Raw genomic sequence first — 11,837 nt, 5'->3', positions numbered from 1 at the left:
CCCTGTTTTTCGTAGTAACTTGCCCGGGGTGCATTAGCCACCCGAGCGCCTAGGAAAAATGACCTCTAAATGGCATCTATTGGGCACGAATCGGGTGCAAAGCCAGCGGGATACTAGAAAATAGCTAGAAAATTCTCGGTGGGCATGGTGGTCATGCAGCGCTTTCTGCCAACGCTTTACGACGTCGCCCGCAGCGACAATTACTTCTCCCGCTTGTGGTAGCCCATCCGTGGCTTGAAGCCCGTCGGGTGCTTGAGCTGCGCCACTGCATCGGCGACTATCAAGCGGAAGCGTGGCATCATCGGTGGCATCTGTGAGATCTGGAACCATCCGACATCAGTGGATTCATCATCAGCGACATAGGGGACGTCGTCGCCAACAACACTGCAGCGCATGGAGATATCCAGATATGAGGCAATATCGCCGTTGAGGTGTTCGATAGGGCCAACGGCACCAGTGCCGAGTAGAGCCTCAACTGTGACATCGAGTCCCGTTTCTTCCTTTACCTCCCGCACGGCAGCGTCGTGAGGCTGCTCGTTCGGGTCGATAATTCCGGTGACCGGGGTCCATTCACCATTATCGGAGCGACGAACCAGCAAGACCTCGGGCAGGGCGTACATCGGTGCATTCGGCGGAACATCGCGAATGACGATAGCCGTGACGCCGGGGAGCCAGAGCGGAGCGTGGCCCACTTTTTCGCGGAGCTGAACAATGAAATCCGGAATTGCCATAGTTGCGAGCTTATCGGAATGCTAGTAGCGCCCGCGGAAATAGCGAGAAATTCCAGCTCAGCCGTGGATTTTGGGAAAAGGGTACTTATCCTCTATAGTTCTTTACGTTGCCAAGAGCGCGCGCAATTGCAATGTTTATACATTGCAGATGTACGCACTTTCGTCACTTAGTGGCTAACTCTTTGCAGCGTTAAGTCGGGCTCCCATCGTCTAGAGGCCTAGGACTCCGCCCTTTCACGGCGGCAACACGGGTTCGAATCCCGTTGGGAGTACCACTAAAAGTCATGATGGCCCTGTGGCGCAGTTGGTTAGCGCGCCGCCCTGTCACGGCGGAGGTCGCGGGTTCAAGTCCCGTCAGGGTCGCAATTCTAAACACCAGTTCCGGTTGGAGCTGGTGTTTTTGCTTTTGGTTACTAGTGGCGCTGGACGTCGGTGCGGGGTAATAGAGGGTTAATAGGAAAAATGCTGAGCGGACATACTTTTGTTTATTAACCCGCCGCCGCCACTGGGGGCGCCACAGTTTAGGTTGCATCGAGACCCGGGACCGGGGATCATTTTTCAACTTAAAATATCTGCCATGAACTGGCGATTTGCTTATGTTCAGCGCTGTTCTGTAGAGTAACAACTCGTGCACAGCGCTGGTAATCCAGAAAGTTGAGCACGGCATTTAAGGCCCTGTGGCGCAGTTGGTTAGCGCGCCGCCCTGTCACGGCGGAGGTCGCGGGTTCAAGTCCCGTCAGGGTCGCCACTTGATTAATTTCAAGTCTGGCCAGATAGCTCAGTCGGTAGAGCGTCCGCCTGAAAAGTGGAAGGTCAGCGGTTCGATCCCGCTTCTGGCCACAATTAATCCCCAGTCCGGAAACGGGCTGGGGATTCCTTGTTTTACCAGGTGTTTGTCGCGGGAATCGTCGTAAAGCAAAGTGCATCGAGCCTTGCGAAAACCTTAAAGTGGGGGAAATTAAACCGCGTACACACCCCAGCGGATAGGATGTTGTGCATGAGTAAGGAATTCGCCTCAGCAGGAACGCTGTCCCACGATAAGACACTGCCGTGGGTCGTGCGCATCTTCGTCTACACGGATGCTGAGGGCAGCCAATCGGCTGCTGAGAAGGTTCGTGGGGTGCTCACGGAACTGATTCCGGATCAGGAAGTCAACGTCTACGAGGATGTCATGCCCGATGTGGGGCGCACCTCTTCGCTCGCTGATTTGTGGGCGGAGGCCAACCCGGGCATGGATCCGGGGGATCGGAAGCGTTACCGCATCAGTGTGGTGGCTCCGGGGCTTTCTCACTGCGAAATGGCGGATCTGGCAGGCCCTCTCGCTGAGGCGGTCAGTCCTGGGTGGGCAGAGGGCGAGGCTGCGACTAAGGGCGCGAAGGGCGATGTCCCGTGCCGTGTCGCTGTCGGGCGTGCCGACGAGCACCCGGGCGAACCCCCACTAGTGCAGAATTAGCCAGGATTCGGAATTAATCCGAAGCGAGAGCTGTTATCTGGGTTACATCCTAAGAGTCGTTTGTAATGACGACGCTTCATAACCACGAGAGGGAAGTGATTCCGAAAATGGCACACACTATTTCGCATGATGAGGCCGGTCAGCGCTACGTTCTCACCGTAGAGGGAGAAGAGGCCGGCTTTGCCGCTTACACCCCGGTGGAAGGTGCCCTGGATTTTGACCACACGGTAGTAGATGACAAATTCCGTGGACAAGGCCTGTCTAAGCCGCTTATCGCAGGCGCATTGGATGATGTTCGGAAGAACAACCGCAAGATTCGCACCAGCTGCTCCGCTGTTGCCAACTTCGTGGAGAAAAACCCGGAATACCAGGATCTACTGGCTGACTAGTCGCTGAAGGGCGAAGAACGTATAAAGAAGCCGACCGGCTGCTCACGATAGGGCGAGCAGCCGGTCGGCTTTTGTATGTAGAGCTAGTTTTAGGGCTGGGCTAGATGAAGTCCCCGTCACCCTGGACGTACACCGCCGGATCGCACAATGGCTTGTGCTCTTCGGGCTTGGCAGGGCGTACGCGGCCCGGAATTCCTATCACGATGGAATCGGGTGGGCAGCTGTGGGTGACTACGGAGTTGGCGCCGATTGATGAGCCTGCACCAATTGTGATGGGGCCAAGGACTTTCGCACCTGCGCCGACGGTGACGTTGTCCTCCAGGGTGGGGTGGCGTTTTACCTTTTCCAGTGAGCGGCCGCCGAGTGTCACGCCGTGGTAGAGCATGCAGCCGTCACCGATTTCTGCGGTTTCGCCAATGACGATGCCCATACCGTGGTCGATGAAGAACCTTCGGCCAATTTGGGCACCCGGGTGAATCTCAATACCAGTCAGCCAACGGGAAAACTGTGCGAGTACTCGTGCAATGCCCTTGAAAATCCCGCCTCGTTTCCAGAGACGGTGCGAGAATCGGTGAATCCAGATTGCGTGTAGGCCGGAGTAGACAATGGCATTTTCTACATCACTGCGCGCAGCTGGGTCATGCGCACGGGCATTGTCCAGATCCTCTTTGAGGATTCGGAAAAAGTCACTCATGGGCGTCAATTCTATCTGGTCGGAAGTGTGGGCAATGCAAAAACCCGCTTGCCGACGGAAAGTGCCAGCTAGCGGGCTCTGCAGAGAAGGTTACGGGCGCTTATAGCGCTTGGTTTTAGTCGCGCAGATCCTCGTACAGGACGGAGGAGACGTAGCGCTCGCCGAAGTCAGGAACAATCACGACGATGTTCTTGCCCTCAGCCTCCGGGCGGGCTGCAATCTCGAGAGCAGCCTTGATGTTTGCACCGGCGGAAATGCCGCCGAGGATGCCCTCGGCTGCAGCGACCTTGCGGGAGACCTCAATAGCGTCCTCGTTGGTAACCGCAATAATCTCGTCGAGAAGCTCCTGATCGAGAACCTCTGGGACGAAGTTTGCGCCCAGGCCCTGAATCTTGTGCGGGCCGGCGGTGCCCTCAGTCAGCAGCGGGGAGGACTTCGGCTCGACGGCAACCAGCTGGATGTCCGAGTTGTGCTTCTTCAGCGTGCGACCAGCACCGGTAATGGTGCCGCCGGTGCCGACGCCAGCCACGAAGTAATCAACCTTGCCGTCGGTAGCTTCCCAGACTTCTTCACCAGTGGTTGCCTCGTGGATAGCCGGGTTGGCCGGGTTGGCGAACTGGGAAGCCAGGATTGCATTGTCGGTGTTAGCTACGATTTCGTTGGCCTTATCGACAGCACCGCGCATGCCATCCGCGCCCGGGGTGAGTACAAGCTCAGCGCCGAATGCGCGCAGAACGACGCGACGCTCCTGGCTCATGGTGTCCGGCATAGTGAGAATGACCTTGTAACCGCGGGCTGCGCCGACCATTGCAAGCGCGATACCGGTGTTGCCCGAGGTACCCTCGACGATGGTTCCGCCCGGCTTGAGCTCGCCAGAGCGCTCGGCGGCATCGATAATTGCGTTGCCGATACGGTCCTTGACCGAGTTGGCAGGGTTGTAAAACTCCAGCTTGGCAATCACATTGCCCGGCAGGCCCTCGGTAACACGGTTGAGCTTAACCAGCGGGGTGTTGCCGATCAGTTCAGTGACATCGTTATAAATAGTCATTAAGCTTATCCATTCCGGAAATCACAGAGGACTTCCTAATGAGTTTTCGCGTGTAGCCGTAGTGTACGCCTGATTCTGCAATTAGTACAGACCAGTTCGTCTACTTCATGGATTGCGGAGGGAACTGGAGGCTGCCAATTCCGGTGCCACCACCGTCACGGTCGCCGGGGCCGGCGCCGTCGCAGCCGCACCGCTGTTTTTCGCAATTGCCCTGCTCTTGTCACGTTAGCGCTATGTCGTTGCCTTGCTCGTCCCTACCTCCATTGTGAGGGTAAAGAGCATTAAAGTTTCTTAGAATCCACTATTCTGAGACGTGATTTACAGTGCACGGGAATGCCTTGTAAATAGGCAGCGGCCCTCGCCACTGTGATTGGGCGCGATTGCGGCCCTTATCTGCACAGCGGTTATATGCGATAACCGGAAAACGCAGACAATGGACTCAGCGATTGCGGTGCTTCGTCGAAGCCACTCAGGGGGACTCAAACCTCTGGGGAAGGAGGCGAGGCATTAGTAGAAGTGTGAAGCCTTCCTCAGCCCATCAGCCAGGAGACCGACTGTAAATCATCCAATTCGCGTCCGCGGATTGGCGGTCGAGCGGTGCTGTCGAGGTGAATAGCACCGTAGAAAGATGATTTACATCATGCATATTGCTGAGGGATTTCTCCCAGTCACTCATTGCATTGGGTGGGGCGTAGCTGCCGCTCCCTTTGTCATTCACGGCGCAGTTCAAGTCAAGCGCACTATGAAAGAGCATCCCGGTAGCGGCATGCTGCTCGGTGCTGCCGGTGCGTTTACTTTCGTGCTCTCCGCAATCAAGATTCCATCCGTGACGGGTTCCACTTCGCACCCGACAGGTACAGGTTTTGGTGCTGTAATCTTCAAACCTCCGGTGATGGCGCTGCTTGGCTCCATCGTGTTGCTCTTCCAAGCTATCTTGCTCGCTCACGGCGGCATTACGACGCTCGGTGCGAACATCTTCTCCATGGCAATCGTCGGCCCGTGGGTCGGCTACGCCTTCTACGTATTGACTCGAAAGCTCGGCGGAGGCCTACTACCAGGTGTGTTTATGGCAGCGTTTTTCGCTGACCTCTCTACCTACGTTGTGACCTCCATGCAGCTCGCACTTGCGCACCCGGCTAACCCGGGCGGTGTTGGCGGCGCGCTGGCTACATTCCTCGGCCTGTTCGCTATCACGCAGATTCCGCTGGCAATCATCGAGGCTCTGGTCACCGTCATTCTCATGCGTACCCTGCTGGCAGTGGCACACTCTGAGCTCCTCGATATCGGCTTCCTGTCCCGCTTCGGCGATGCGTCAGCACCGGCGCTGGGGGCGAAAGCTGCAAACACCACGACCAACGCTGTTGCAGAATCTGCCACTTCGCAGAATGCTGCAGCTGCACCCGTATCTGGCCAGAAGCAGTAGCCGTCGTCAAGCGAAAAGAAGCGAAAGAGAGCACGATTATGAATGCAAAAAACAACGCGCAGATTGTCGACGCACAGGCACCTAGCCGAACCAAGAAAAACTCATTGTGGATCAGCATGGGGCTCATTATCTTGGTCGCCGTCATTGCCATGTTCCCACTGTTTTTCAATTTCGGAGACAAAGATTCCGAGGAGCCATTCGCAGGTACGGACTCCGCTGCGACAGAGACAATTCAGGAAATCGACCCGAACTACGAGCCGTGGTTCGAGCCACTCGTCGGCGAACTGCCGGGTGAGGTCGAGTCGGGTCTGTTCGCGCTCCAGGCTGTTATCGGTGCTGGCGTCCTGTTCTACGTTATTGGCTTCTACCGAGGGAAAGCTGCTGCGCGTTCAGATAAGCGCGAGAAAGAGCAGTGAATGCGCTAGAAGCCGCAGCGGCGCGCAGCGCTTGGGCACGCCGCAACGTGGGCGAAAAGATCCTGCTGCTCGGTGGGCTGTTGATTCTGGCGGTTGCGCTTCCGCCAATTCCGTTTGCTCCGGGCATTGCGGTCATTGCTTGGTTTATTGCGTACATAGCCCGGGTGCCCCGCAAGCTGTATGTGGCAATGGTGTTGGCACCGGCGGCTTTTGTGCTCGTCGGCGCGTTTCCGCTTTTGGTAGCGCTTACTCCCGACGGTCTCGCGTGGTCGCCGGATGGTCCGCAGCGAATGGCGCAGGTTGTGATGCGTTCGTTTGCGGGTATCAGCTGCACGATGGTCTTTGCGTTAACCACTCCGATTTCGGAGCTCATTGCGTGGCTCGACAAGCACGGTATGCCGCGCTACCTGACTTACCTCGCCGAGGTGATTTATCGGATGACTGGTGTGCTGATTCACTCCGCGCACTCAATGACGGAAGCCCAAGCGCGACGTCTTGGGCACTCCACGCGCCGGGCGATGATCCGTGATGTGGCGGCGCAGTCCGCCAGCCTCTTTGTCATCGCTTTTACCCGCGCGCGCAAGATGCAAGAGGGAATCGAGCTGCGTGCCGACCCAAGTGCAATGAAAGTACTGGTGATTTCGCGGCCGAGGCAGCCGAAGTTCCTCGCGATATCCAGTGCATTACTGTTGTCGTTGATTGCGGCCTGGGCGCTGCTGAAATGGGGTGTATAGGAATGTCGATCGGTCGGAAAAATAGCGCTAATCCCGTGCACGGTGCCAACGGTGCCAACGGTGCCATCGTGGAAGCGACAGCAGTCACATACGCTTACGATGAAACCCACGTCCTGAAAGGCGTGGATCTGGCAATTTCGGGCGGCGAGCGCCTAGCGCTGTTGGGCGCAAACGGTTCTGGCAAGTCCACGCTGCTGCGCATGCTCGCGGGAGCGTCTAAGCCCAATAGCGGTGAGGTCCGCCTTGACGGCACCGCCTACAAGTACTCCCGGCACGGCCGCAATATGGTCCGTCGCTCAGTGCAGATGGTCACGCAGGATCCGGATGAGCAAATCTTCGCGGCTAGCGTGTTTGCAGACGTCTCTTTCGGTCCCGTCAACCTGGGGCTTAAGAACGAGGAAGTCGAGCGGCGCGTCCGGGAGGCCCTGGGTACCGCCGAAATCACCGATCTCGCCGAACGCGTTCCGCACCAGCTTTCCTACGGTCAGCGCAAGCGCGTCGCTCTCGCAGGCGCGCTGGCGATGCATCCGCGCGTGCTGCTTCTCGACGAACCCTCCGCCGGCCTCGATCCGCAGGCGACACGAAAGCTTGCACACACGCTCAATCAATTGCGCGATCAGGGCACAGCCGTCGTCGTCGCCACGCACGACATCGACTTCGCGTGGAATTTCGCCGATAGGGCAGCAGTGCTTGCCGACGGCAAACTGCGAGTTGGCTCCAAAGAGGAAATTTTGGCCGATCGACGGTTGGTCGAACACGCTCGATTGGCTTTGCCCTGGGCGCCCGTGGTCTCCAATGCGATTGGGCGAGATGTGCTCCATCCAGAGGAAGTTTAGGCGAGCGGTTTGGTTGGTGAATAGCTCATCGATATGTGCAGCTAAACCACGCTAAAAATGAGAAAAACGCCCGCGGGCAGGGCGTAATGCCTGTGAAAATAGGCCTAGAAATATAGACGAAGCTGTCGCATTTCTTCGCTTCCATTTCACGTCACACCTGTCCGCGGGCGATCTCCGTGGCCGTGGCACTTTGCAGTGCCCTCGGCGCATCAGGCAGGTATTCGGACTTCCTGGCGTGACCGACAATAAGGGGATGACGACTGCCGCTCGCTTCAATGCTTACGTGCAGAACCTTATTATCAATTTTCCTACTTTTCGCCGCTTCCCAAAGTTGAAACAACCTCAGTGCCGTTGGCGAATTTTGTTCCAGATTACCGCTGCGGGACAGTTCCGGAATTGCACCGGATTCCCTCTTGCGTTTGCTGTGCACCACCTTCGGACAACCACGTGGAGGACGTAGCATTGAAGGCGGAACTCAACAAAACCTGTTGCATGAATAACGATAGCGCACCAAATTAAATAAGTGAAGGTCTTTTTCGAAAATGTCCGCATTGGGGGTAAAACGCCGTTCATTACCCTCTGCTATCAACATTTACGCAGTTTATTAGCGGAAAAATAGCTACCCCTGCCTTGCATTTATTCGGCCGAGGCGGGGCTAATGGCAGGATTTATCCTGGTATTTTCTTTACGTACTTGTAGAGAAACCTAGTTGTTTCCTAAGATTGTGTGACGGATGCCTTAATGCAGGTGTACCCGTTCGGAGGGTACTATCTACTTTGTACGGTTTACAGCCCCCGAAAGGGTCAGTAGCCGCTGAGCGGTAGTTGGCCATTTCGTAGGAGTGTAAGTCGGCGCGAAGTCACAGGCTGATGGTGCCTCTGTGGGTACCAGTGAAGCAATTTGCCCGTTACGCAGGAGGACGCGAGATGGATCCCCACCGCATTCTGGACGACAATGAGGTTATTAAGTCGTCCTTGGTCGCCCTAAAGAATGCGACTGGTATTCCGGTCACAATGTATGCGGAAGTCACCGATAACTCGAAGATGCAGATCAACAACTGGGTTGGCCTGCGTACTCCGGCCCTGCAGAATCTGACTGTGGAATCGGGTGCGGGTGTCGGTGGTCGCGTGTTGGCCACGCGTCGCCCGGTGGGTGTCAGTGACTACCTGCGCGCCAAGGTTATTACCCATGAGTATGACGACAAGATTCGTGATGAAGGCCTGCACTCGCTGGTCGCCGTGCCGGTGATTGTTTCGCGTCTTGTCCGTGGCGTGCTCTACGGTGGCGTGCACTCCTCGGTGCGCCTGGGGGACAAGGTTCTTGAAGAGGTCACAATGACCGCCCGCTGCCTGGAGCAGGACCTCGCTGTCGTCGACGCCTGCCGTAACATGGATCGCTCCGGCAACGGTAAGGGCGGCCGCATCATGAATGGCGCTGAGTGGGAGCAGGTTCGCTCCACGCACTCGAAGCTGCGCATGCTCGCTAACCGTGTGGATGATGAGAAGCTGCGCCAGGAGCTCGAGGTACTCTGCGATCAGATGGTCACCCCGGTTCGCGTCAAGCAGACCACCAAGCTGTCGGCTCGTGAGCTCGACGTTCTCGCCTGTGTCGCCCTCGGTCACACCAACGTCGAGGCCGCAGAAGAAATGGGCATCGGTGCCGAGACGGTTAAGTCCTACCTCCGCTCCGTAATGCGTAAGCTGGGCGCCCATACTCGCTACGAGGCTGTCAACGCAGCCCGTCGCATCGGCGCACTGCCGTAAACCGCTTGACGACGGGCTCCTGCGCCCAAACCCGCAGGTGCTCCAGGTGCTCTTGGTCGCTATATGGCCAGCGCCGCGTTTCTAGCAAAACTTAGCTAGTGAGCGCGGCGCTTTTTCGCATCCAGGGCGGCCTGGCGCTCATCTTCGCGCTCGCCACCGGGGACCCACTTAACGTCGTTTCCGGCATTGGCCACTCGCGAAAGAATAAACATCAGGTCAGACAGTCGATTGAGGTACTTCGCTGGTAGGACTGAAGTGGTTTCGGGAAACTCGCGGCAGGCAGCCCATGCCGCACGCTCGGCCCGGCGAGTAATCACCCGAGCTGTGTGCAGTAGTGCCGCGGCTGGTGTGCCTCCCGGGAGGATGAAGGAATCCAGTTTTGGCAGTTGCTCATTGAACTGGTCGCACCAGTGCTCGAGTCGCTCGACGTAATCCGGCTCGATACGCAACGGCGGGTACTTCGGGTTTTCTTCAATAGGTGTTGCCAGGTCGGCTCCGGCATCAAAGAGGTCATTCTGCACGTAGCGGATGACAGCCGAGACCTCGTCGTCAAGCGTGCCGAGGCTGAGCGCCTGACCGAGTGCGGCGTTGGCCTCCTCGCACGTGGCGTAGGCGATAAGACGAGAATCGTCCTTGGGAACGCGGCTGAAATCGGATAATCCAGTGGTGCCGTCGTCGCCGGTGCGAGTGTAAATTCGAGTTAGATGAACGCTCATAGATTCAAGCCTAGGCGCGATAGTGCGAAATGTGGTTGGCTGGGGGAGTGGGAAATGAGCGATTTCTGGTTAAAGGCGGAGCGACGCTAAATGGTCAGGTTCAGATTTCCGGGGCGAAGAACTCGGTTCTGAAACTGATGGGTGCGGCGCTTCTCGCCGAGGGCACGACAGTACTGACGAACTGCCCTGAAATTGATGACGTGCCATTGATGCAAAAAGTCCTCGAAGGGCTCGGCTGCTCCGTGACGCGCGAGGGCGACCGGATCGAAATCACGGTGCCCGAAGAACTCTCGCATCATGCCGACTTCGATGCCGTGCGCCAGTTCCGCGCTTCGGTCTGTGTGCTCGGGCCGCTGACGGCGCGTACCCGTAATGCGATTGTCGCACTGCCCGGTGGTGACGCAATTGGATCCCGCCCTCTGGACATGCATCAGGCTGGCCTGGAGAAATTGGGTGCACGTACCTATATTCACCACGGTTGTGTGGTGGCTGAGGCGGGGCGACTCAAGGGGGCGAACATCAAGCTGGACTTCCCGTCCGTCGGCGCGACCGAGAATATTCTGACCGCGGCCGTACTAGCTGAAGGTACGACTGTGCTGGATAACGCCGCCCGTGAGCCCGAAATTGTCGACCTGTGCGAGATGCTCGTGGAGATGGGCGCCAAAATCTCGGGTGCGGGATCTAACACCATCACGGTTGAGGGCGTCGAGAAGCTGCACCCCACTGAGCACAAGGTCGTAGGCGACCGAATTATCGCAGGCACCTGGGCCTATGCTGCGGCGATGACCGGCGGCGATATTACGGTCGTTGGCATCAACCCTAAGTACCTGCACCTTCCTCTGGAAAAACTGAAGAACGCAGGCGCTCAGGTCGAGACCTATCCGCAGGGCTTCCGCGTGCGTATGGACGGGCGTCCGCAGGGGGTGAACTATCAAACGCTGCCATACCCAGGCTTTCCGACGGACATGCAGCCCATGGCCATTGCTCTGTCCGCGGTGTCCGAAGGGACGTCAGTGCTTACCGAGAACGTTTTTGAGTCGCGCTTCCGGTTTGTCGACGAGATGATTCGCCTCGGCACTGACGCGACTATCGATGGCCACCACGTGATGATTCGCGGAAAGGAAACGCTGAGTTCGGCACCTGTGTGGTCTTCGGACATTCGCGCTGGTGCCGGTCTGGTGCTGGCCGGGCTGTGCACCGAAGAGGGAGACGTCACCGAGGTGCACGATGTCTATCACATTGATCGCGGTTACCCGGGCTTCGTAGAGACACTAAACGCTCTCGGCGCTTCTGTTGAACGGGTTAGCTAGAGGTCATTGGTCTCCGGTTGATGGCAAATAGGTAAGTGCACGGTGCTAGTTGAGCGCACGGTGCGGAAAACCATCGCAAGTCTTCGGTTCTGGATGTTTTAGAACCGTTAGGAGTGATTCTCCAGTGGGGCTTGTGGTGGTTTTCGCTATTTTACCTGGGGTTTTGTGTCTTTGGGTGGTCTGTGTGTAATGTATTCGGAGGTCAGCGCGACCAGGCGGTTTATCTGCTTGGTTGGCTGATGTGGGGGAAATGTTTTCGTGCGGTTAGCCGGTGGGAGTCGTTGGTTTGACTTTCTGGTTAATTGTTTGTTAATGTTTTCTTTC

12 protein-coding genes, 4 tRNA genes and 2 riboswitches are annotated in these 11,837 nt (G+C 57.2%); of the genes, 12 read left to right on the top strand and 4 right to left on the bottom strand.

Features of this window, described 5'->3' with window-relative positions:
- Positions 1–200 precede the first annotated feature (200 nt).
- Positions 201–731, bottom strand: a complete 531-nt coding sequence (locus tag CORAM0001_RS10565) for an NUDIX hydrolase (protein WP_005511947.1) — start codon at positions 729–731, stop codon at positions 201–203.
- 199 nt (positions 732–930) lie between these two features.
- On the opposite strand from CORAM0001_RS10565, the gene CORAM0001_RS10560 reads away from it, so the two are divergent.
- The 6 genes from CORAM0001_RS10560 (at position 931) to CORAM0001_RS10535 (ending at position 2,573) form a co-directional block, all read left to right on the top strand.
- A tRNA-Glu gene (locus tag CORAM0001_RS10560) sits at positions 931–1,006 on the top strand.
- Between the two features lie 14 nt (positions 1,007–1,020).
- Positions 1,021–1,094, top strand: a tRNA-Asp gene (locus CORAM0001_RS10555).
- A gap of 308 nt (positions 1,095–1,402) precedes the next feature.
- Positions 1,403–1,479, top strand: a tRNA-Asp gene (locus CORAM0001_RS10550).
- Between the two features lie 19 nt (positions 1,480–1,498).
- Positions 1,499–1,571, top strand: a tRNA-Phe gene (locus CORAM0001_RS10545).
- Positions 1,572–1,728: 157 nt separating this feature from the next.
- On the top strand, positions 1,729–2,184 hold the full coding sequence (locus tag CORAM0001_RS10540) for a hypothetical protein (protein WP_005511946.1): 456 nt from the start codon (positions 1,729–1,731) through the stop codon (positions 2,182–2,184).
- A 107-nt stretch (positions 2,185–2,291) separates the two neighbouring features.
- Positions 2,292–2,573, top strand: a complete 282-nt coding sequence (locus CORAM0001_RS10535; protein ID WP_005511951.1) for a GNAT family N-acetyltransferase — start codon at positions 2,292–2,294, stop codon at positions 2,571–2,573.
- Between the two features lie 100 nt (positions 2,574–2,673).
- Here CORAM0001_RS10535 and epsC read toward each other — a convergent pair whose 3' ends face one another.
- Entirely contained in the window at positions 2,674–3,267 is a 594-nt protein-coding gene (gene epsC / locus CORAM0001_RS10530) for a serine O-acetyltransferase EpsC (RefSeq protein WP_005511963.1), read from the bottom strand.
- Between the two features lie 115 nt (positions 3,268–3,382).
- Complete coding sequence (gene cysK / locus CORAM0001_RS10525) at positions 3,383–4,315, bottom strand: cysteine synthase A (protein WP_005511962.1); 933 nt, start codon at positions 4,313–4,315, stop codon at positions 3,383–3,385.
- Positions 4,316–4,619: 304 nt separating this feature from the next.
- Positions 4,620–4,888: riboswitch (cobalamin riboswitch) on the top strand.
- Positions 4,889–4,955: 67 nt separating this feature from the next.
- Between cysK and CORAM0001_RS10520 the strand changes: the two genes are divergently transcribed.
- The 5 genes from CORAM0001_RS10520 (at position 4,956) to ramA (ending at position 9,487) form a co-directional block, all read left to right on the top strand.
- Positions 4,956–5,738 (top strand): energy-coupling factor ABC transporter permease, encoded by a 783-nt coding sequence (locus CORAM0001_RS10520; RefSeq protein ID WP_040361972.1) that lies wholly within the window; start codon positions 4,956–4,958, stop codon positions 5,736–5,738.
- A 38-nt stretch (positions 5,739–5,776) separates the two neighbouring features.
- Complete coding sequence (locus CORAM0001_RS10515; RefSeq protein WP_005511960.1) at positions 5,777–6,154, top strand: energy-coupling factor ABC transporter substrate-binding protein; 378 nt, start codon at positions 5,777–5,779, stop codon at positions 6,152–6,154.
- Entirely contained in the window at positions 6,151–6,888 is a 738-nt protein-coding gene (gene cbiQ / locus CORAM0001_RS10510; protein ID WP_005511955.1) for a cobalt ECF transporter T component CbiQ, read from the top strand. The genes CORAM0001_RS10515 and cbiQ overlap by 4 nt, the downstream gene beginning before the upstream one ends.
- A gap of 2 nt (positions 6,889–6,890) precedes the next feature.
- Positions 6,891–7,724, top strand: coding sequence for an energy-coupling factor ABC transporter ATP-binding protein (locus CORAM0001_RS10505; protein WP_005511961.1), 834 nt, complete (start codon positions 6,891–6,893; stop codon positions 7,722–7,724).
- Between the two features lie 195 nt (positions 7,725–7,919).
- Positions 7,920–8,190, bottom strand: a riboswitch (cobalamin riboswitch).
- Positions 8,191–8,650: 460 nt separating this feature from the next.
- Positions 8,651–9,487, top strand: coding sequence for an acetate metabolism transcriptional regulator RamA (ramA, locus tag CORAM0001_RS10500; RefSeq protein ID WP_005511953.1), 837 nt, complete (start codon positions 8,651–8,653; stop codon positions 9,485–9,487).
- A 95-nt stretch (positions 9,488–9,582) separates the two neighbouring features.
- On the opposite strand, the gene CORAM0001_RS10495 is transcribed toward ramA, so the two are convergent.
- Positions 9,583–10,203: a cob(I)yrinic acid a,c-diamide adenosyltransferase gene (locus tag CORAM0001_RS10495; RefSeq protein ID WP_005511959.1), complete on the bottom strand. Its 621-nt coding sequence runs from the start codon at positions 10,201–10,203 to the stop codon at positions 9,583–9,585.
- Between the two features lie 47 nt (positions 10,204–10,250).
- Between CORAM0001_RS10495 and murA the strand changes: the two genes are divergently transcribed.
- Positions 10,251–11,513 carry a UDP-N-acetylglucosamine 1-carboxyvinyltransferase gene (gene murA / locus CORAM0001_RS10490; protein ID WP_244262063.1) on the top strand — a complete coding sequence of 421 codons (1,263 nt, stop codon included), beginning with the start codon at positions 10,251–10,253 and terminating at the stop codon, positions 11,511–11,513.
- Positions 11,514–11,837 lie beyond the last annotated feature (324 nt).

It is taken from the genome of Corynebacterium amycolatum SK46, from assembly GCF_000173655.1.
GTDB lineage: Bacteria > Actinomycetota > Actinomycetes > Mycobacteriales > Mycobacteriaceae > Corynebacterium > Corynebacterium amycolatum_A.
The sequence above is the reverse complement of the archived record's forward strand: the minus strand, read 5'-3'. Positions and strand labels throughout refer to the sequence as shown.